We start from the raw sequence: 20,077 nt of genomic DNA, 5'->3' as shown, positions 1-20,077 counted from the left end.
CAACTATTAAGCGCCCTGTCGGCCCATAAGGACCGACAGGGCGCTTTTCTCTGTGGGTTGCGCAGTGCGCCAGTAGGAGAGGAGGCTGCAGCTGCGCGCTCAGGCTTAGGCTGGCAGCCAGGCGTAGCCGTACGGCCCGAGCTCTACTGGGCCCAAGTCGATGGAGCGATCGCTGAAGTTGTGCAGGCACAGCAGATCGCCGCGCTGGTAGCCAAGGACGGCTTCCTCGCCCGTCTCTACTGGTTCGCACGGAGCGGTGCCGAGATCCGGATGGGCATGGCGCTCGGCAATCATGGAGCGAACGGTGTTGAGCAACGAGGTGGCGTCATCAAGCTGGGCGGCCACGGAGGTACCTCCCACAACCGGAAGGCGGGAAGGTGCTTTGGTGCTGAAACCAGAGTGCTCGGAATCGTCCCACTGCATTGGGGTGCGCACCGCATAGCGGTCTGGGAGCGTGGTGTCATCGAGCATGCCAATCTCATCGCCGTAGTAGATAAACGGTGCGCCCGGCAGGGTCATCAGCAGCGAGAACATGAGCTCCACCTTGCGGCGATCACCGTTCATCAGCGGCATCAGCCGGCGGGCAATGCCCACATGGGCGCGCATTTCATCATCGGGGAGGAAAGCCTCATACATTAGCTCGCGCACGTCATCGTCCACCATCTCCAGGGTGAGCTCATCGTGGTTGCGCAGGAAGGTACCCCATTGGCAGCCATCCGGCAGGGCGGGTAGTTCGTCGAGGATGGAGTAGACCGGGGTGGCGTCGGCAAGCGCCAATGCTTGGTACAACCGCGGCATAACCGGGAAGTTGAAGACCATGTGGAAGCGCTCGCCCTTGCCATAGAACTGCATGGTCTCGGCCGGAGGCTGGTTGGCCTCCGCGATGAGCACCGCGTCCGGGTAGTGGGTGTCCATGAAGGAGCGAATCTTCTCCACAAACTCGATGGTCTCCGGCAGGGACTCGCCACCCAGACCATCGCGTTCAAAGAGGTAAGCAATAGCATCAAGGCGCAGGCCGTCCAACCCCTTGTCCATCCAGAAGGACAAGATCTTGAACACTTCCTCCTGCACGGCCGGGTTATCGTAGTTCAAATCCGGCTGGTGGGAGTAGAAGCGGTGGAAGTAGTACTGGCGCGCTGGTCATCCCATGTCCAATTGGAGGTTTCCACGTCGGTGAAAATGACACGGATTTCGGGGTAGCGCTCTGGGTCATCGCCCCAAACATAGAAATCGCCATAGGGGCCGGTGGGAGCCGTGCGGGAGGCCTGGAACCACGGGTGGTCGGAGCTGGTGTGATTGAGCGCCAGATCCGTCATAATGCGCATGCCGCGGCGGTGCAGCTGCGCAATGAGCTCTTCAAAGTCCTCCATCGTGCCGTAATCCGGATGGATGGAGTAGTAGTCCGCGATATCGTAGCCATCATCGCGCAAGGGGCTGGCATAAAACGGCGAGAGCCACAGGCAGTCCACGCCGAGCCACTGCAGGTAATCCAGCTTATCGATGACCCCGCGCAGCGTGCCTACCTCCTTATCCCCATCGGCCTTGAAGGAGCCGACGAGGGCCTGGTAGAAGACGGCATTGTGGTACCAGCTCATGAAAGGTCCTTTCTTTTCGCCCGCCAGGTCAGGTAGGTAAGGAGGCACAAGACGCCGGCGAGGAGGCCGGGCCATAAGGCGGGGGAGTCGTGGAAGAGATTGAGTACAGCTTGGATAACCGCGAGGAGGCTAAAGAAACCGAGGAAACCTAAGGCGGTATCCCACAGCATGGCCCGGCGCATTAGGCCTTGACACCACCTGCGGTGAGACCGGCGACGATGCGGTGCTGGAAGATGAGCACCATGATGACCAATGGGATGGTCACCAATGCGCCGGCGGCCATGGTTGCAGCATACGGGTACTCGAAAGCGGACGGGCCGGAAAAGCGTGCAATGGCTACGGTCACCGGCTCGGTATCGGTGGTGGACAGCTGCTTGGCCAGCATGAACTCATTCCACGTGGTGATAAAGGCGATGATCGCGGTGGTAAATAGCGCCGGCGCCGCAAGCGGCAGAAGCACTAGGCGGAAGGCCTGGGAGCGCGAGGCGCCATCCACCCGGGCTGCTTCTTCTAGTTCCCAGGGCAGCTGGCGGAAGAAGCTCAGCAGCGTATAAACCGTCAGCGGAAGCGCGAAGGAAATATTGGGGATGATCATCGCGCGGTAGGTACCAATCCATTCCAGGGTGCCAAAGAGCTGGAAGAGCGGAGTGACCAAAGCAATGGCTGGAAACATGGAGGCGGCCAGGATAATGCCGGTGACGATTCCCTTCCCCGGGAAGTCATAACGGGAAAGTGCATAGGCGGTAAAGACGCCGATGAGCACGGCCACAGCGGTAGTAACCAGGGAGATAAGCAGCGAGTTTCCAAGTGCGGCTAGGAAGTCATTTCCCTTATCGGTAGCCAGGGCATCGCGGAAATTATCCAGCGTGACGTGGGTGGGCCACGGGGTGGTATCGAAGGTGAATCGCTGATCCCGCAGCGCCGTTACCAGCATCCAGTAAAAGGGAGCTAGGCCCCAGAACATGATGAAAATGATGCCGGCGTAGTGTCCGAATTTACGCATTATTTAGCTGCCTTCCTGCCGGAGACATCCGCGCCAAGGAAGCGGATGAGGATAAAGGCGACGACGAAGATGAGAAGGAAGATAAGGGTGGAGAGCGCGGAGGCGGAGTTGAAATTGCCTTGGCGCATATCCTCTACCACTAGCTGGGAGATGGTCGCGGTGGGGGAGTTGGAGGAACTAGAAATCATGATGACCGGTAGGTCATACATGCGCAGCGCATCCAGGGTACGGAAGAGTACGGCCACCATGAGAGCCGGGCGCACCAGCGGGAGCGTGATGCGGAAGAAGGTCTGAATACGGTTGGCGCCGTCCACGCGGGCGGCATCGTAAACGTCCTTGGGAATCATCTGCAGGCCGGCCAGGATGAGCAGCGCCATGAATGGTGCTGTCTTCCATACGTCCGCGATGATGACAGCCAGGCGAGCGTAAAACGGGTCCGTGGTCCAAGCAATGTCCGCACCAAGAAGCGAGTTGATGATGCCCTCCGGGGCGAACATGAACTGCCACAGCTTGGCCGTGACGGCCGTAGGAATAGCCCAGGGGATAAGCACCGCAGCGCGCACCAGGCCGCGGCCGCGGTACTCACCATTCATAATCAGCGCCATCAGCATGCCCAGGATGGTCTCCAGCAGCACGGTAACGATGGTGAAAAAGAGCGTAATCTTTACCGCCGGCCAAAAGTCCGTGGCGATAACGCCCGGCGGGCAGGTAGAAATCTGACCAGTGCCGGAAACGCACCGGTTATTAATCCAGTACAGATAATTTTCCAGCCCGGCAAAGCCGCCTTCCTCAAAAAGCCCCGTTTGCGGGTTGAGGTGCCTATTGCCTTGGAAGGACAGAAAAATGGCGCGGATGATGGGGTAGCCGATGATGACGGCGAGCACGATGAGCGCCGGAGCAATCAGCCCGGCCACGCGCCCATAATTCTTGCGCTGGGGCTTCGGCACGCTTGCCGACGCCCCCTTCGGCGCCCCCTTGGACGCAGTCGGCGAAGCAATAGCCACGCTGGACCGCCTTTCTGTTCAAGAAATGCTAAGTATTGGCTAGATTCTATCCCCATTAGGGGAGTGAAAACCACAAAGGGTGAGGCGGCGGGGTGTCCGCCTACCTCACCCGGATTGGGCGCTTAGCCCTGGGAAGCCGATTCGATGGCCGCCTTCATATCGGCGGTGGCATCATCCACCGACTTGCCATCCGTCAAGGCAGCGTAGGCATTGTCTTGGATGGCCTTAGAAATCGCCGAGTAGAACGGGGAAACCGGGCGCGGTGCCGCGTTCTCTAGAGACTCCTTGAGTGCCGGCAGGTACGGGAATTCCTGCTGCAGCTGCGGGTCATCGTAGATGGAAGCCAAGACCGGCGGGAAGGACTGCTCCGCAAAGGACTTCTGGTTGTCCTCGTTGATGATGAACTTCATGAAGTCGAGCGCGGTGCCCTTATTCTTGGAGTTGATATTGATGCCGTTGTTATAGCCGCCCAGCGTGGACACGCCTACACCGTCCTTGCCCAGCGGGGCCTGAACCTCGACGTCGACGCCGGCATCCACCGCGTTGGAGTACATATATGGCCAGTTCATGGCGAAGGCGGTCTTGCCCTCAGTAAAGGCCATATTGGTTTCTTCCTCGGTGGCGGCGGTGGAGTCCTTGGAAATGGTCTCCTCCTCGTAGGCATCCACCATGGCCTGCAGGCCGTCCTTGGCCTCCTTGGAGTCCACGGTGACGTTGCCGTCCTTATCCAGGACGGAGCCGCCCCAACCTTCCATAAAGCCGGCGGTGTTGAGTGCCAAACCCTCGTACTGCTTGAGCTGGGTGGTCAGGCAGTCCTTGCCCTTGTCCAGTGCCTTGCACGCGGACTTAAGGTCCGCAAACTTCTCCGGCGCCTTATCCGCGAGCTCGGTATTGCGGAAAAGCAGCTGTCCGTTGGTGTTTTGCGGCAGGGCGTAGAGCACGTCGTTATAGGTGGCGGACTCCACGGTGGCCGGCAAAAGCTCATCCGTATCGGTCTCAAAGTCACCATTGAGCGGCTGCAGCCACTGGTTGGCGGCGAACTCCGCGGTCCACACCACGTCGAGGGCCATGACATCGTAGTCATCGCTGCCTGCCTGCAGGGACTGCACCAGGGTTTCGCGCTGGGCGTCGGCCTCACCGGCCAGCTCCTTGAGGGTGACCTTCTCGTCCGGGTGCTGCTCGTTCCACTTCTCGATGATGGGGGTCACCTTGTCCGTGTCATTTTTGCCCATGGCAAAGGTGATGGGGCCGCGCGCATCCGCGCCGCCCTCGGAGGAACCGCCCGCAGCGGAATCGGAGGAGGAAGAAGAGCAGCCGGCCAGTGCCAAAACTGCGGTAGTCGCAACGGTGGTGCGAAGCAGGAATTTCTTCATGGAATTCACCTTTCGGAAAACTTTCGGTTCTTTAAACCTAAAATACGGAAACCAAAAGGTGGATAATTTTGGCCTATTTAACTCTAAACGGGGGTAGAAAAGGGGCTGTGGGTGGCGGGGACGCGTACCTGTGTCCCCGAGCCCAGCGTTCTCCGCGGCTTAGCCTCCGCTAGAACTAGTCCTGCGCGATGCGCCGGCCCGTTTCCGGATCGAAGCGGTGGGCCTCGCGTGGGTTGAAGGTCAGCACGACCTCCTCGCCGCGCTGCGGTGGGGTGCCTTCGGCTCGGGCGACTAGGCGATTGTCGCCAACGGTGACGTAGACATAGGACTCGGCGCCCAGCTCTTCCACAATATCCACCACGCCTTGGAAGCCCACCGGGCCTTTGTTGATAAACATCTTTTCCGGGCGCACGCCCACGCGGGAACCGTTGTAGTCAAAGATATTCATGGCTGGTGAGCCGATGAAACCGGCAACGAATTCGTTCGCGGGGGCGTCGTAAAGCTCGCGCGGCGGGGCTACCTGCTGCAGCTCGCCGGCCTTGAGTACCGCCACGCGGTCGCCCATGGTCATAGCCTCCACCTGGTCGTGGGTGACATACACGGTCGTCGTGCCCAGGCGCTGCTGGAGGCTGGCCAACTCCGCGCGGGTCTGCACGCGCAACTTGGCATCCAAGTTAGATAGCGGCTCGTCCATAAGGAAGGCCTTCGGCTCGCGCACAATAGCTCGGCCCATAGCCACGCGCTGGCGCTGGCCGCCGGATAGATCCTTAGGCTTGCGCTTGAGGTACTCGTTCAGGCCGAGCGTTTCCGCCGCCTCGTGCACCTTGGCCTTGATTTCGGCCTTTGGTAGCTTCGCCAACTTCAAGGCAAAGCCCATGTTTTCCTCCACCGTCAGGTGCGGGTAGAGGGCATAGTTCTGGAAGACCATGGCGATATCGCGATCACCTGGTTCCAGGTTGGTCACGTCCTTGCCATCGATGGTGATGCGGCCGCTGGATGTAGGTTCCAGACCCGCTAAGGCGCGTAGCGTTGTGGATTTGCCGCAGCCCGATGGGCCAACGAGGACTAGGAATTCGCCGTCTGCGATATCGAGGTCCAATTCTTTTACCGTGGGCGCGCTCGCGCCGGGGTAGGTGATGTTGACCTTTTCAAAAGTGACCTTTGCCATGCGCAACACACTAGCACCATTGGCGGCCGGTATCCTTGAAGCTTATGACTGCACTTGATTTGGAACGCATTCGCACCGCGCTGGCGGACGATTTCACCACCATCGATTTCGTGGAAAAGACCGGCTCCACCAATACCGATTTGATGCAGGCCACCAACGTTGCGGATGGCACCGTGCTGCTTGCCGACGAACAACTTTCCGGCAAGGGCCGCCTCGGCCGCACTTGGACCGCGCCGGCCGGCTCCCAGGTCATCTTCTCCGTGCTCTTGCTGCCGGAATCCCTCGAGCACCTGGGCACCCTGCCGCTGGCCGCGGGCCTCGCGGTGACCGATTCGATCGAGGGCACCGTGCTGAAGTGGCCGAACGACGTGCATATCGACGGCAATAAGCTGTGCGGCATCCTCGCCGAGGCCGGTCCCGTGGGCCAAGCCTTCAAGGCCGCGCCAAAGACCGAGCTCACCAAGGTGGAGGTAGGCAAGGCCGAAGTCAACAAGGCGGAGGTTAATAAGGCCGAAGTAAATAAGGCAGTAGGTGGCGCCGCACCATCCGCGCGCGTCGTCGTGGGCATGGGCATCAACGTCACCCTGACTCGTGAGGAACTACCGATTGAAAAGGCCACCTCGCTCGCACTCGAGGGCCGCGATACGGACCGCACCGAGCTGGCCATTACCGTGCTGAAGAACCTGCGCCGTCGCATCGTGCAGTGGGAGAACCAAGATCCGCAGCTTCTTCGTGACTACCGTGCGGTCTGCTCCTCGCTCGGCCAGGAGGTACGCTTAGAGACCCCGTCCGGCGATGTCACCGGGCACGTTGATGAAATCGGCGAAGACGGCCGCATCATGGTCGCCGGCGAGTACTATTCCGCAGGTGATGTCACGCACCTGCGCCCACAGCAGTAAATCACCACAGTAGACACGCGAGGTAGCATCCATAGCTATGGGACTAATGAAGATGGGCCAAGGTGAGGTCAAGCGCGCGGATGTCTCCGCGCCGTTTCGCGCGCTGATTTTCCCCTTCCTCGAGCTCATCCTCATCACCGGCCTGCTGTGGATTGCTATCGGCTGGTGCGATGTCCAAGCAGTAGACCCGATGCTGCGCAATGGCCTCGTCGCGGTATGGGCGCTGCTGGGAATCTGGCGCTTTCTCATTCCTCTTTATAAGGCCCGCCGGAAGCGCTTCATCGTGACTAATAGGCGCGTCATCGCGCGCGAGGGCCGCAATATTGATTCGATTCCGCTGCAGGATATCCGCGGCGCCCGCAAGCGCCGGGGCGGGGTATCCCTAGCGATTCACGGCTGGGACCGAGCCATGTATTTTCCCAACGTGGCCAGGCCCAAGCGCGTGGCTGAGATTATTAACGATCGCCCTTGGTTTTAACCTCCGTGGTGTGCAGCTGGCTATCCAGATCCTCGGGAGAGAGGTTGGCCCGGCTGAATTCTTGCGTCAGCGGCAGGCGCAGTTCTAGGTCGGAGGCGGGGCAGAGCTCAACCGTTGCCTCATCCACTACGTAGTCCAGCACGTGGCCACCGGAGGTGCGGGCGGCGTCGATAAAGTGCACGTGGCAGCCCGGTACCGAGATTCCCTTTTCATAAACGGGGGTGCGGAAGCCGCCGATGACGCCCTCGACGTCCTTAAAATGCAGCTCCTTATCGCCGCCCACGGCTTCTGACATTGGCGGGTAGGGCTTTTCTTGCTTGACCACCGTGCGGGTGGTCACCTCCTTGAACGTGCCCACGATGCGCACCGCGTACATGTAGTTAGCGGAAGGCTCGAGCTTATCGATGAACGCGGAGAGCTGATCGCGGCGCAGGCCCGCGGGGGCGTCGGCAGTAATGCGCGGGACAAAGTTCGTGGCCACCGCGTAAGGGGTGCGCTGGTCTAGGTCTGCAATCTGCGCGGAGCCATCGCCGCGCAGCTGGTAGCAGGTGCCGTCCAAAATGATCATCTCTCCGTCGAGGCCATCAAAGGTGCCGAGGCCAAAATTGCCCTTACCAAGCAGTTCCGAAATGGTCATTTCGCCGTCATAAATGCCGTCCAGCAAAGCGGACATGAGGGAATTTTGGAAGATGGTATGACGAGTGAACATAGTATCCAGGCTAGTATTGGGGGACGTGAGTGACTTAAAGCCTATTGTAACTGTTTGTGGCGACGGCCAGCTGGCTCGCATGATGCAGCCGGCCGCCGCGGAACTCGATGTTCACCTGCGGATTCTGGCCAGCAAGCCGGATTCCTCCGCCGCGCAGGTCACCCCGGACGTGGTGCTGGGGGATTACACCTCCTTGGAGGAGCTGCGCGGTGTGGCAGAGGGCGCGGATGCCATTACCTTCGAGCATGAGCATGTGCCCAACGAGCACTCCGCCGCGCTTATCGACGCCGGATTTAACGTCCAGCCCCAGCCCACCGCCCTCATTTATGCGCAAGATAAGCTCAAGATGCGCGAAAAGCTCGCCGCGCTGGGCGCTCCCGTGCCGCGCTTTGCCGCCATCGACTCGGTGGCCGATGCCCGCGCCTTTTTCGACGCCGTCGATGGCCGCGTGTGCCTCAAGGCCCGCCGCGGTGGTTATGACGGCAAGGGCGTATGGTTCCCCACCGCCGATAATTGCTTTGAGCTGGTCTCCGAGCTGCTCGAGGCCGGAACCCCGCTGATGGCAGAGGAAAAGGTGGAACTTACCCGCGAGCTTTCCATCTTGGTCGCCCGCCGTCCTTCCGGCGAGGCCAAGGTGTGGCCGATTACCCAATCCCGCCAGGAAAACGGCATCTGCGCCGAGGCCATCGCTCCCGCCCCTGGCCTTACACCGGAACTTTCCCAGCGCGCCTCCGAGCTGGGCCTGTCCATCGCCGAGTCCCTCGGCGTGACCGGCGTGCTGGCCGTCGAACTCTTTGCTTTCGACGGCCCCGAAGGCGAGGATATCTCCGTCAACGAACTGGCCATGCGCCCGCATAACACCGGCCACTGGACCCAGGATGGCTGCGTCACCTCCCAGTTTGAGCAGCACCTGCGCGCCGTGCTCGACCTCCCCTTGGGCGCAGTCGACGCGCTTGCACCCGTCACCGTGATGGCCAATGTCTTGGGCGCCGACAAAGATCCCGCCATGCCCATGCCGGAGCGTGTCCGTGAAGTAATGCAGCGCTACCCGCAGGCCAAGATTCACCTCTACGGCAAGGATCACCGCCCTGGCCGCAAGATTGGCCACGTCAACGTCACCGGTGAAGATACCGACGAGACCCTGACCATCGCCCGCCAGGCCGCGCACTTCCTCGTGCACGCCGAATGGGCTTAAATTCCTTCCTGTAGAAAGGACACTATGCAACCGCACGTAGGCATCATCATGGGCTCCGATTCCGATTGGCCCACCGTTGAACCCGCCGCTCAGGTCCTCGCGGACTTTGGCATCCCCTTCGAGGTCGGCGTGGTCAGCGCCCACCGCACCCCGGAAAAGATGCTGGCCTATGCCAAGGAAGCCCATACCCGCGGGTTGAAGGCGATTATCGCTTGCGCCGGCGGTGCCGCGCACCTTCCCGGCATGGTCGCCGCGGCCACGCCGCTGCCGGTCATCGGTATCCCCCGCGCACTAAAGGATCTCGATGGCCTCGACTCCCTCCTGTCCATCGTGCAGATGCCCAGCGGCGTGCCGGTAGCCACCGTCTCCATCGGCGGTGCGAAGAACGCCGGCCTGCTCGCCGCCCGCATCCTCGGCGCTGGCGACCCCGCCATCCAAGACAAGATGGTGGACTACCAAAAGCAGATGGCCGAGGAAGTCGAGCAGAAGGATAAGAACCTGCGCGACAAGCTGCTAGGAGAGTAGCTCTCCGGTCTAAGGCCAAACAAAACAAGCACGTTTTAGCCAAAACTACGTAGTTTTTCGGCAGAACGTGTTTGTTTTTGTCTCCTATTCTCTAGCGAAGTTCTCGTCGCTCTTCGCCAACATGCAAAACAAGCACGATCGGGCAAAATTTGCGGAGGAAAAGGATAAAACGTGCTTGCTTTGCATCGTTGTAGCCTGCGGCGTGAGGAAGCGTGCTTTAAGCTTTCGGGCAGGGGAATAATGCTCAAAGGGGGAAGCATGGAAGAAGTACTGGTTTCAGGCCTAAGCAGGGGAGAGCTTAATACTCATGTAGCGAATGGAAAGATAATCCGAATCGGCCGCGGGATTTATACGTGGCGGGAACCGACTCCCATGGAGGTAGCTCGCATCCTGCACAAGCGGTGGCCTGGAATCATGCTTGCAGGAAGCTCTGCGGTGCAGCTGTACTCCAAGAAGGCGATGACCTTTCCTCTGAAATTTGCCTACAAGCATGTCGTGAGTGGTTCGCAGTGGTTTGAAGCCGAGCCAATTTACGGCTAGCGCCCTTCAATTTCTTCCGTGATCTGCTCAAAAGAGAAGCGTTCGCCGGTATCGGCGGCGCGGGCTTGGCGGAGGGCTTCAGCATCTGCGGCGGCTTCGAGGCGGTCAAGGAAAGCTAGTTCCTGAGGCGAAATGATAACTGCGGCTTCCTTACCGTTGCGGGTGACAACGGTGCGGGTGCCTGCGTAGTGGGCTTGGTCAATGACCTGGCCTAAGCGGGTGCGGAGTTCGGAAAGTGGCAAAGACAATGAAAGCTCCTAATACATCAAAGTACTACTAGTACTAAGTTAGCAAAGAGTACAACTTTTTAAGAGGTCATGGACTACAACATCGCGTTGACGCGGCAGGCTAAGCGGGAGTTACAGAAAATCCATCAGGGAAACCGAAAGCAATATCAACGGATTAAGCGCGCGATCGGTGGACTGGCTAAAGACCCATATCCACCGGGATCTATCGCTTTGTCCGGCAGGAGTGGCCGAAGAATAAGGGTGGGAAATTACCGTGTGCTGTACTCCGTAGAGGAGCAAGAAGTGCTGGTGGAAGTGTTTACCGTAGGGGCACGCGGAAGCGTTTATAAGCGCTAGAAGGGGACGCCGGAGCGCAGGATGACATTGGCAAACGGCGTGGTGGAACCGGTGCGCACGACGAAGGAAGCGCGGGCGACCTCACGCTTGAGGTCGTCATGGGAGACCTCGGTAAGCGGTACTGCGGGAAGCAGGCAGCGCACCTCGGGCGGGGTGGTATCGGCGATGGTGGCGGCTTCGACCACGACCTCATCGAGGAGGGCCGCCAGGGTATCGGCAAAGGTGGGGATGCCGAAGGTCAGCGTGAGGTCGATGACGGGCACAGCGTGGGGGATGGGCAGGCCGCAATCGGCGATAACGAAGGTATCGGTGTGGCCCAAGCGGGCGACGGCGCTGGTGAGCGCGGGATTGAGCAGGCCGGACCTACGCATCGGTGACCTCCGGCAGGGCGGATTCGGTGGTGGGGTAGGACGGCTGTGCGCCGTTGCCGGTGGCGGCGAAGGCGCCGACGCGGGCGGCGAAAGTGGCGGCATCGACAAGCGAGGCACCGGTGAGCAGCTGGGCGCAGAAGGCACCCGCGAAGGCATCGCCGGCGCCGGTGGTATCCACGGCGGTCACGCGCGGGGTGGGGATGTCCGTGCCGCCTTCCGGGGTGGCCACGTAGGCGCCGTGGGCGCCGAGGGTCAGCACGACGGACCGGAAGCCGGCCTCTACTAGGCGGTGGGCGAGCTCGCGCGGGGCGCCTTCAGACGGTAGACCGAGCTGGTCCAAGATGAGCCCGGCCTCGTGTTCATTGGCCAGCAAAGGATTGGCTTGCAGGAGCGAGTCGCGGTCGACCTTGACCACGGGCGCGAGGTTAACCACCACGCGGCCCTGGGCCGCTTCCACGGCGGCCTGGAAACCGGAAGCAGGGATCTCGCCTTGGAGGAGCACCACGTCGGCATCGGCGATGGTGGATGCACGGGAAGAGACAAAGGGGGCGTCGACAAGCGCGTTGGCGCCGGGGGAGATGACGATGGTGTTCTCGCCATCGGCCGAGACGGTGATGACAGCGAGGCCGGTATTGGTATCGGCCTGCTCCACGGCGCCCAGATCGATGCCGGAGGTGCGCATGTAGTGCATGGCGGGCTCGGCATAGGGATCGGAGCCGACCGCGCCCACGAAGGCCACGGTGGCGCCCAGCTGCGCGGCCGCGACAGCCTGGTTAGCGCCCTTGCCCCCGGCCAAAATGTCGCCGCCAGAGCCCAGCAGGGTCTCTCCGGGCTGTGGGTGGCGCTCGGCGTGCACGATGAGATCGGCATTGATGGAACCGACGACGGTTAGCTTGCTCATTGGAAATCCTCCACATTGTCGCGGGTGACGGTGATGACCTCGACGGGGACGTTTTTCTCCGCCGCGCCACCGTGCAGGAGCGCTGCGGCTTGTTCGATGGCGCGGGCGCCGAGCTCTGCGGGCTGCTGGGCGATGGTAGCTTCCAGCTTGCCATCTTTGACCGCTTTGAGGCCATCGAAGGTGCCATCAAATGCCACCACCTTGACCTCAGATCCGGCGCGCGACCCTAGGGCCTCGACCGCGCCGAGCGCCATTTCATCGTTCTCTGCAAAGATGGCCTTGATATCCGGGTTGGCCTGCAGCAAATTGGTCGCGACGTTGAGACCTTCGGTGCGGTCGAAATTCGCCGATTGCTTGCCGACGACCCGAATGTCCCCATACTTCGCAATCTGCTCCTCGAAGCCCTTGCCGCGCTCGCGCGAGGCGGAGGTACCAGCGGTGCCCTGCAGGATGAGGATATCGCCCTTTTCCCCGATGGCTTCAGCGAGCTTATCCGCTGCCTGCGCGCCGCCGGCGACGTTATCGGAGGCCACCATGGAATCCAGCTCTACGCCGTTGACATCGCGATCCACGCCGATGACGGGCACGCCGTCATTTTTGATGCCGCGAACCGCTGGGGCAACGGCATCGGAATCGGTGGGGTTGACCACGACGACCTTGGCGCCCATGGAGGTGGCATTGCCCAACTGATTGACCTGTTGGGCGGGGTCATCGGAAGCGTCTTGGATGTCTAGCGGAACGCCGAGTTCCTTGGCCTTATCTTGTGCGCCGTGGCGCAGCTCGACGAAGAAGGGGTTGGTCTGCGTCGAGAGCGCTAGCGTGATGCGGTTGCGGTCTTCTTCCGAGCGATTGCAGGAGGCAAGGCCCAGCGCGAGGGCGGGGACAAGGAGGGTGGCGATGAGCTTTTTCATGGCGGGTGCTCCTTAGTTGGCCGTCTTATTGCGGATGACGTCGAAGCCGACGGCCAGCGCGATGACCAGGCCGATGACGATCTGCTGCCAAAAAGAGGAGACGTTGAGCAGGTTCAAGCCATTGCGGATGACCGCTAGCAAGATCGCGCCGACCAGTGTGCCGGTGGCCTTGCCCTGACCACCGGAGAGCGAGGCGCCGCCGATGACGACGGCCGCGATGGCATCGAGCTCATAGCCGGTGCCGGCCTGCGGCTGTGCGGATTCGAGGCGGCCGGCCATGACCATGCCGGCCCAGGCGGCGAAGAAACCGGAGAGCGCGAAGACGGCGATCTGGATGCGCTTGACCGGCAGGCCCGAGAGGCGGGCGGCCTCCAGGTTGCCGCCGATGGCATACATGGAGCGGCCGAGTACCGTGCGCTCTAGGATGAACCAGCAGATGAGCCCGGCGATAACCATCATGATGATCGGCACTGGGAAGCCTGCGATATCGCCGCCAAAGGCGTTGACGGACGGAGCGGTTTCAATCGGCGAGCCCTGGGAGATGACCAGGGTGAGGCCGCGGGCGATGGACATCATGGCCAGCGTCGCGATGAAAGAGGGGATCTTGCCCCACGCGGTGGCCATGCCGCAGATGGCGCCGGCCAGCGCACCGACGACCAGGCCGAGGAGCAGGGTGAGCCAGCCAGGCAGCCCCGCGGTGGAGAACATATAGGCAGAGACCATGGCGCCGAGCGCGGCGACCGAGCCCACCGAGAGGTCGATACCGGCGGTGACGATGACAAAGGTCATGCCGAAGGCCAAGATGGCCACCGTGGCGGCCTGGATGCCGATATTGAGCAGGTTCGCCACGGTAAGGAAATACGGCGTAGCGATAAACAGCGCGATGCACAGGGCAATGAGGCCGACGAGTGCGCCATTATTCATCGCCCAGTTAACTACTCGATTCTTGGTCATGCTTCATCCTTGGGGTTAGTGCCGGCAGGCGCGGCAGCAGAGGCAGAGGTAGAAGAGGTCACATTGGATACGGCAAAGGCCATGACCTCGTCTTGGGTGGAGTCCTTAGGGAGCTGGCCGGCGAGTTGGCCGCCGGACATGACGAGGATGCGGTCGGACATGCCGAGCACCTCGGGCAGATCGGAGGAGGCCATGAGAACGGCGCCCCCGGCAGCGGTGACCTCATTGATGATGTTGTAAATCTCCACCTTGGCGCCGACGTCGACGCCGCGGGTGGGCTCATCGAGGAGGAGGACCTTGGAACCGGCCAGTACCCAGCGGCCAAAGACCGCCTTTTGTTGGTTGCCGCCGGATAGGTTCCGGATGGGTTGGGAGAGATCGGCCATGCGGATGCGCAGCTTCTCCGCTACGTCGCTGGCGCGACGGCGTTGGCCGCTGCGGTCTGCCAGCCCCGCCTTAGCGGTGGAGTAGAGGGTGGCGAATCCGAGGTTATCGCCCACCGAGGCGTCCAGAACTAGTGCTTGGGATTTGCGGTCTTCGGGGATATGGCCCACGCCGGCACGGATGGCGGCGCGAATATCGCCGCTGCGCAGCTGGGTGCCGCCAACGCGAATGGTGCCGGAATCGTATGGGTCAGCGCCCGCGATGGCGCGAATGATTTCGGTGCGGCCGGCGCCCACGAGCCCGGCGAGGCCAACGACTTCGCCGGCATGGACGGTGAAGGTGACGTCGTGAAAGGCGCCGTCGGCAGTCAGCTCGGAGACCTCCAACAGGGCCTCGCCGCGCTCGGGAGGAACCTCGCGCGGGTATTGGTTTTCAATCTCGCGGCCGACCATGAGGCGCACCAGCTCGTCTTCGTCCGTATCGGCTGGGACCTCGGCGATGAAAGAGCCATCGCGCAGCACGCTAATGGTTTCTGCAATGCGCGCCAGCTCCTCCAGGTGGTGGCTGATAAAGACCATGGCCACGCCCTTGGCCTTGAGTTCCTCGAGCACGGCAAAGAGTGCATCAACCTCCTTGCCGGTGAGCGCGGCCGTGGGCTCATCCAAGATGAGGATGCGCGCGTTCATGGACAGCGCCTTGGCGATTTCTACGAGCTGCTGTTTGGCCACACCCAGCTCACCCACCGGCATGTCTAGGTCCACGTCCAAGCCAATAAGGTGCAGTGCCGCTTGGGCTTGTGCCTTGAGGTGCTTGCGATTGACCAATCCAAAGCGGCGTGGGGTGCGCCCAAGCATGATGTTCTCGGCCACGGACATGGTGGGCACAAGGTTGAGCTCTTGGTGGATGGTGGCGATTCCCAGCGCCTCAGAGGCCTTGGTATCTGGGATCTTCACCTCTGTGCCATCTACCAGGATGCGGCCGGAATCTGGTTCGTGCACTCCGGCAATCATCTTGATGAGGGTGGATTTGCCGGCGCCATTTTCACCCAACAAGGCCTGCACCTGGCCGCGGCGGACGGTGAGGTCTACCCCCTTAATGACCTCCACCGGGCCGAAGGATTTGGTGACATTGTCCAGGCGCAACACGCAGTCACTCATGGCGTGGCTCCATCGAGTTGGTGGGCGGTGGACATGCGCGGGATGTAGCGGGTTTCTAGCACCTCGCCTTCCGGTTGGTGCTTTTCATTGATGGCCGCGATGAGCTTGGCCGTGGCGGTCTCGCCCATTCTGGCAACATCCTGGTCCACCACTGAGATAGGGGAGGGTTGGAAGCGCAGGTAGATGAAGTCATCGAAGCCGACGAGCGCGATTTCTTCTCCGATGCGCTTGCCCGCATTATGGCAGGCCTCCAGCGCGCCGGCCGTCATCATGGAATCGCCGGCAATGAGCGCGGTGACGCCTTCTTGTAGGAGTGCGAGGGCTCCTTTATAGCCCTCGCGGTGGCGGTAGCTGCCGTGGTGGATATGGGTAGGCATGCCGCGGGTGGCGGCCTTGAAGGCTTGGAGGCGCTGGCGGCCGGTGGAGGTTTCCTGCGGCCCGGAAAGGTAGCCGATGTGCGTGTGCCCCTTCTCTTTGAGCTGTTCCACGGCTTGTTTCATGCCCGAGTGGGGGTCTGATAGCACTGCGGGAATCTGGCCCAGGGTGCGGTCAATGAGCACGAGCGGGCGGTAGGCGCGCGCCTGCTCCAGCGCTTCTTCGGCGCCTTCGAGAGGCACTGCGATAATGCCGTCTACCTGGCGTTCCATCAGGGCATCGAGGGACTTGACTAGACGCTGCGGATCCTCGCCGCAACTGGTAATCATCGTGGCGAGTCCCTGCTTATCGGCGGCTTCTTCAATGGCTGCGGCCATTGCGGCGAAGTAGGCATTATCTAGGCTGGGGATGACCAAGCCGATGGCGTTAGATCGGGAGCTGCGCAATGCTCGGGCCTGGGCATTGGGCCTATAGTTGAGCTTGATGGCCGTGTCCTTGACGCGTTGGCGCGTGGACTCCGAGATGGCTGGGTTCCCCGAGAGCGAACGGGACGCGGTGGAAATGGATACTCCAGCAGCAGCGGCCACGTCCTTGAGGGTGGTTCCGGCCATGCTGTCCTCCTTGGTTTGGGCGTGTGAGCCGGCTTCCGGCCCTCCTGAGTGCAATCGATTGCACATTTGAGTTAAAGGTACGGCTATTTCCATCTTCCTGTCAAGAGCCGGCAAGTCTATGCTGGTATCCATGTCTGACCCGCTCCTTGTTTTGGGCTCCCGCGTAACCCACGGCTATCCCGGCGCCATGCTGCGCTCGCGCCTAGACAAGGCGTTGGCGCTCTATAGCGGTCAGCAGATTATTGTCTCCGGCCGCGGTGAGGCGGGTCCCATGGCTACATACCTCATTGAACGCGGCGTGCCGGCCGAGCGGGTAGTGGTGGAGCCGGAAGCCACGAGTACTAATGAAAATCTAGAAAATGCCCACCGCTTGGCCCCGGATGCCGTATTGCACGTGGTGACCAATGATTTTCATATCCTGCGCACGGCGCTGTGGGCCTGGCACCTCGGCATTGCCGTGCAACTGCATCCCGCGCGCACCCCGTGGCGGTTGATGCCGCGCAATTACCTGCGCGAAGTCCTCGCCACTCCTCACTCAGCGGCGCGAATAGTGTGGCGACGGATGCGGGGATAGCGCTCCTGCCTCGGTGTAGCGTCCCGCTGCCCACAGGCGCCTCCAACCCCGAAAGAGGTTAACAAGCGGTTAACTCCACTGCGGTGAGCAGCTGAAATAGAAGGTATTCGCGGGTAGTTATGCAAACGATTGACCGGCGCTTTGCCGTACTCCTAGGCTAAATCCAACGAAAGTTATAGCCAGAAAGGTCTTTGTTATGACCAGTGGAGGAGCAGCTGGCCCTGACGCTGACTACCCCAGCGTCGCACTTGCCCATGGCGATTATGCGGCAGAGATTGGTCTATTCGGCGGTACACTCAAAGCGCTGACCTATCGCGGCGCGCCCTTAGTAGAAAGCTACGAAGGCAAGCCGCCGCTGATGGCCGGAGTGGTGCTGGCGCCGTGGCCCAATCGCACCGAAGATGGCTGGTTTGAATGGCAGGGGACCGCCCACCAGCTAGAGATCACGGAGCCGGAGCGCAATAACGCCATCCATGGATTCGCGGTGGATTGGTGGCGCGTCACGGAACGCTCGGACAACCGGGTGGCTCTTGCCTTTGATATTGAGCCGCGCCAGGGCTGGCCGTGGGCGATTCAACTAGAGGCCACCTACGCCCTCGATGAGCGGGGATTGCACCACCAGCTCACCGCCCGCACCGCGGAACCCGGCGAGGTTCCCTTCGCCTATGGGCTGCACCTCTACCTCTCCCCACAAGGGGCAGGGGCAGAGGAAGCGGTGCTCAGTGTGGACGTCGGCAAGCGCTACCTGCTAGGCGCCCGCAACCTGCCTACGGGAAAGACGGAGCAGGTGCGCATTGTTAATCAGCCCATCGCCGAGGTGGACTGGGACGATTGCTTCCACGGCGAAGGCCCACTGACGGCCGTGTATTCGGCCGGCGGAAAGGGTGTGCGCCTGGAGATGGGCGAAGGCCTGAACTGGGTGCAGATGTTTACCCCGGCCGATTTCCCGCGGGCAGGTGGCCCCGGCAAGGCATTAGCCGTGGAGCCCATGAGCGCGCCGCCGAATGCGCTGCGCAGCGGGGAAGACCTCGCGCGCCTGAGCGCTCAGAACCCGCAGAGATTCACGCTGCGCCTTGCAGCAGAGAACAATAACTAGAAAGGTCAGCCATGGAGACTGCTGAATCCGTATTGAGGCTCGATGCCTCCTGGGTGGACTACTTCTTGGTAGCCATCTACTTCCTCTTCGTACTAGGCATCGGCTGGGCCGCCAAGGCCCGAGTGTCTAGCTCCATCGACTTCTTCCTCTCCGGCCGGGGATTGCCCGCCTGGGTGACCGGCCTGGCCTTCGTCTCGGCCAACCTGGGTGCGGTGGAAATCATCGGTATGTCCGCCAATGGCGTGGAGTATGGCTTCCAAACCATGCACTACTTCTGGATCGGTGCCATCCCGGCCATGGTCTTTTTGGGCATTGTGATGATGCCGTTCTACTACGGCTCCAAGGTGCGTTCGGTGCCGGAGTTTATGCGCAAGCGCTTTGGCAATGCCGCGCACCTGGTCAATGCGATTTCTTTCGCCGTGGCCCAGCTGCTTATTGCCGGCGTGAACCTGTACTTGTTGGCCACCATCGTAGAGGCCCTGCTGGGCTGGCAGATGTGGGTATCGCTCCTCGTGGCCGGCATCATCGTGCTGTCCTATATCACCCTGGGCGGCCTTTCGGCCGCCATCTATAACGAGGTGCTGCAGTTCTTCGTCATCATCGCCGCACTCGCCCCGCTGACCATCATTGGTTTGAACCGCGTTGGTGGTTGGAGCGGGCTGAAGGACGCGGTGGCCCAAGAGTCGCACTTCCACACTTGGCCGGGCACGGACATCTCCGGTTTTGAGAATCCCGTATGGTCCGTCATCGGCATCGTGCTGGGCCTCGGCTTCGTGCTTTCCTTTGGTTACTGGACCACCAACTTCGTGGAAGTTCAGCGCGCCATGGCCTCCGATTCCATTTCCGCCGCCCGCAAGACGCCGATCATCGGCGCCTTCCCTAAGATGTTCGTGCCCTTCCTCGTGGTCATTCCGGGCATGGTTGCCTCTGTATCCGTGGCCGACTTGATGGAGGAGCGCGCGGAGCCGAATGACGCCATCCTGCTGCTCATGCGCGACCTTCTGCCCAATGGCCTGCTGGGCGTGGCGATCGCCGGCCTGCTCGCTTCCTTCATGGCCGGCATGGCCGCGAATATCTCGGCCTTTAATACCGTCATCTCCTATGACATCTGGCAGACCTACGTGGTCAAGGATCGTGAGGATGACTACTACCTGAAGTTTGGCCGCATCGCCACGATTATCGCCACCGCTATTGCCATCTTTACCGCGCTGCTCGCGCAAAACTTTGGCAATATCATGGACTACCTGCAAACCCTGTTTGGGTTCTTCAATGCGCCGCTGTTTGCCACCTTCATTCTGGGCATGTTCTGGAAGCGCATGACCCCGCACGCCGGTTGGTCCGGTCTTGTGGCCGGTACCGCTTCCGCCATCGCTTTCTGGTACGTCGCATCCTTCACGGACATGATCAACTTGCCCGGCCAAGGCACGGCCTTTGTGGCGGCCGGTGTGGCCTTCGTGGTGGATATCCTAGTCTCCATCGTGGTCACCCTGTTCACCCAGCCCAAGCCGGATAGCGAGCTGGTTGGCTTCGTCTCTTCCGTGACCCCCAAGGACCACTTTGAGGACTACACCGAAAAGTCCTTGCCGTGGTACCAGCAGACCGTCCCGCTGGGCATCATTTGCCTGGTGATGGCCGTAGCCCTCAACGTTATCTTTGCCTAAGGAGCCCAC

22 protein-coding genes and 1 pseudogene are annotated in these 20,077 nt (G+C 61.2%); 9 read left to right on the top strand and 14 right to left on the bottom strand.

The features are described 5' to 3' along the window. Positions 1–105 precede the first annotated feature (105 nt). The 6 genes and pseudogenes from RAE09_RS07055 to RAE09_RS07030 all read right to left on the bottom strand — a co-directional run bounded on the left by RAE09_RS07055 (position 106) and on the right by RAE09_RS07030 (position 6,143). Positions 106–1,595: pseudogene (locus RAE09_RS07055) on the bottom strand (alpha-amylase family protein). Beyond that, a complete protein-coding gene (locus RAE09_RS07050; protein WP_005326716.1) occupies positions 1,592–1,777 on the bottom strand; it encodes a hypothetical protein in 186 nt (61 codons plus the stop codon). Before RAE09_RS07050 ends, RAE09_RS07055 begins: the two are co-directional and overlap by 4 nt. After that, on the bottom strand, positions 1,777–2,598 hold the full coding sequence (locus tag RAE09_RS07045) for a carbohydrate ABC transporter permease (protein WP_316981307.1): 822 nt from the start codon (positions 2,596–2,598) through the stop codon (positions 1,777–1,779). Before RAE09_RS07045 ends, RAE09_RS07050 begins: the two co-directional genes overlap by 1 nt. Next, positions 2,598–3,602, bottom strand: coding sequence for a carbohydrate ABC transporter permease (locus RAE09_RS07040; protein ID WP_394372001.1), 1,005 nt, complete (start codon positions 3,600–3,602; stop codon positions 2,598–2,600). Before RAE09_RS07040 ends, RAE09_RS07045 begins: the two co-directional genes overlap by 1 nt. A gap of 122 nt (positions 3,603–3,724) precedes the next feature. Next, positions 3,725–4,975: an ABC transporter substrate-binding protein gene (locus tag RAE09_RS07035; RefSeq protein WP_316981306.1), complete on the bottom strand. Its 1,251-nt coding sequence runs from the start codon at positions 4,973–4,975 to the stop codon at positions 3,725–3,727. Between the two features lie 175 nt (positions 4,976–5,150). Then, positions 5,151–6,143: an ABC transporter ATP-binding protein gene (locus RAE09_RS07030; RefSeq protein ID WP_316981305.1), complete on the bottom strand. Its 993-nt coding sequence runs from the start codon at positions 6,141–6,143 to the stop codon at positions 5,151–5,153. Between the two features lie 44 nt (positions 6,144–6,187). On the opposite strand from RAE09_RS07030, the gene RAE09_RS07025 reads away from it, so the two are divergent. Beyond that, complete coding sequence (locus RAE09_RS07025; RefSeq protein ID WP_200435810.1) at positions 6,188–7,042, top strand: biotin--[acetyl-CoA-carboxylase] ligase; 855 nt, start codon at positions 6,188–6,190, stop codon at positions 7,040–7,042. Between the two features lie 37 nt (positions 7,043–7,079). Further along, on the top strand, positions 7,080–7,520 hold the full coding sequence (locus RAE09_RS07020) for a hypothetical protein (RefSeq protein WP_179387465.1): 441 nt from the start codon (positions 7,080–7,082) through the stop codon (positions 7,518–7,520). On the opposite strand, the gene budA is transcribed toward RAE09_RS07020, so the two are convergent. Next, positions 7,498–8,229, bottom strand: a complete 732-nt coding sequence (gene budA / locus RAE09_RS07015; RefSeq protein ID WP_316981304.1) for an acetolactate decarboxylase — start codon at positions 8,227–8,229, stop codon at positions 7,498–7,500. The genes RAE09_RS07020 and budA overlap by 23 nt on opposite strands. Positions 8,230–8,308: 79 nt before the next feature. Between budA and RAE09_RS07010 the strand changes: the two genes are divergently transcribed. From RAE09_RS07010 to RAE09_RS07000, 3 genes are all read left to right on the top strand, one after another. Beyond that, on the top strand, positions 8,309–9,424 hold the full coding sequence (locus RAE09_RS07010) for a 5-(carboxyamino)imidazole ribonucleotide synthase (RefSeq protein ID WP_316981344.1): 1,116 nt from the start codon (positions 8,309–8,311) through the stop codon (positions 9,422–9,424). A 24-nt stretch (positions 9,425–9,448) separates the two neighbouring features. Continuing rightward, the gene (gene purE, locus RAE09_RS07005; protein WP_005322524.1) at positions 9,449–9,949 is read left to right on the top strand and encodes a 5-(carboxyamino)imidazole ribonucleotide mutase; all 501 of its coding nucleotides are present in this window, start codon (positions 9,449–9,451) and stop codon (positions 9,947–9,949) included. A 258-nt stretch (positions 9,950–10,207) separates the two neighbouring features. Next, positions 10,208–10,489, top strand: a complete 282-nt coding sequence (locus RAE09_RS07000; RefSeq protein WP_156794294.1) for a type IV toxin-antitoxin system AbiEi family antitoxin domain-containing protein — start codon at positions 10,208–10,210, stop codon at positions 10,487–10,489. Here RAE09_RS07000 and RAE09_RS06995 read toward each other — a convergent pair. Then, on the bottom strand, positions 10,486–10,737 hold the full coding sequence (locus RAE09_RS06995; protein ID WP_316981303.1) for a type II toxin-antitoxin system Phd/YefM family antitoxin: 252 nt from the start codon (positions 10,735–10,737) through the stop codon (positions 10,486–10,488). The two genes, RAE09_RS07000 and RAE09_RS06995, sit on opposite strands and share 4 nt — an antisense overlap. Before the next feature lie 69 nt (positions 10,738–10,806). Between RAE09_RS06995 and RAE09_RS06990 the strand changes: the two genes are divergently transcribed. Continuing rightward, a complete protein-coding gene (locus RAE09_RS06990) occupies positions 10,807–11,073 on the top strand; it encodes a type II toxin-antitoxin system RelE family toxin (RefSeq protein ID WP_034667840.1) in 267 nt (88 codons plus the stop codon). On the opposite strand, the gene rbsD is transcribed toward RAE09_RS06990, so the two are convergent. Genes rbsD through RAE09_RS06960 form a run of 6 tightly spaced genes read right to left on the bottom strand, consistent with a single transcriptional unit; the run spans position 11,070 to position 16,737 of the window. Continuing rightward, on the bottom strand, positions 11,070–11,444 hold the full coding sequence (rbsD, locus tag RAE09_RS06985) for a D-ribose pyranase (RefSeq protein ID WP_005322519.1): 375 nt from the start codon (positions 11,442–11,444) through the stop codon (positions 11,070–11,072). The genes RAE09_RS06990 and rbsD overlap by 4 nt on opposite strands. Continuing rightward, a complete protein-coding gene (locus RAE09_RS06980) occupies positions 11,437–12,345 on the bottom strand; it encodes a ribokinase (protein WP_005322518.1) in 909 nt (302 codons plus the stop codon). Before RAE09_RS06980 ends, rbsD begins: the two co-directional genes overlap by 8 nt. Next, a complete protein-coding gene (locus RAE09_RS06975; RefSeq protein ID WP_200435804.1) occupies positions 12,342–13,256 on the bottom strand; it encodes a substrate-binding domain-containing protein in 915 nt (304 codons plus the stop codon). The genes RAE09_RS06980 and RAE09_RS06975 overlap by 4 nt, the downstream gene beginning before the upstream one ends. 12 nt (positions 13,257–13,268) lie before the next feature. Further along, the gene (locus RAE09_RS06970) at positions 13,269–14,210 is read right to left on the bottom strand and encodes an ABC transporter permease (protein ID WP_005326694.1); all 942 of its coding nucleotides are present in this window, start codon (positions 14,208–14,210) and stop codon (positions 13,269–13,271) included. Continuing rightward, the gene (locus RAE09_RS06965; protein ID WP_316981302.1) at positions 14,207–15,751 is read right to left on the bottom strand and encodes a sugar ABC transporter ATP-binding protein; all 1,545 of its coding nucleotides are present in this window, start codon (positions 15,749–15,751) and stop codon (positions 14,207–14,209) included. The genes RAE09_RS06970 and RAE09_RS06965 overlap by 4 nt, the downstream gene beginning before the upstream one ends. Further along, the gene (locus RAE09_RS06960; protein ID WP_040424845.1) at positions 15,748–16,737 is read right to left on the bottom strand and encodes a LacI family DNA-binding transcriptional regulator; all 990 of its coding nucleotides are present in this window, start codon (positions 16,735–16,737) and stop codon (positions 15,748–15,750) included. The genes RAE09_RS06965 and RAE09_RS06960 overlap by 4 nt, the downstream gene beginning before the upstream one ends. Before the next feature lie 130 nt (positions 16,738–16,867). Between RAE09_RS06960 and RAE09_RS06955 the strand changes: the two genes are divergently transcribed. The 3 genes from RAE09_RS06955 (at position 16,868) to RAE09_RS06945 (ending at position 20,068) form a co-directional block, all read left to right on the top strand. Then, positions 16,868–17,311: a YdcF family protein gene (locus tag RAE09_RS06955; protein ID WP_005322511.1), complete on the top strand. Its 444-nt coding sequence runs from the start codon at positions 16,868–16,870 to the stop codon at positions 17,309–17,311. 196 nt (positions 17,312–17,507) lie between these two features. Beyond that, positions 17,508–18,407, top strand: a complete 900-nt coding sequence (locus tag RAE09_RS06950; RefSeq protein WP_005322510.1) for an aldose epimerase family protein — start codon at positions 17,508–17,510, stop codon at positions 18,405–18,407. A gap of 11 nt (positions 18,408–18,418) precedes the next feature. Further along, a complete protein-coding gene (locus tag RAE09_RS06945; protein ID WP_250412683.1) occupies positions 18,419–20,068 on the top strand; it encodes a sodium:solute symporter family protein in 1,650 nt (549 codons plus the stop codon). The last annotated feature ends 9 nt before the right edge of the window (positions 20,069–20,077 follow it).

This window comes from Corynebacterium tuberculostearicum (assembly GCF_032821615.1).
GTDB lineage: Bacteria > Actinomycetota > Actinomycetes > Mycobacteriales > Mycobacteriaceae > Corynebacterium > Corynebacterium tuberculostearicum_H.
Note: the sequence above shows the minus strand (reverse complement) of the source record. Positions and strands in the feature narration are given on the sequence as shown.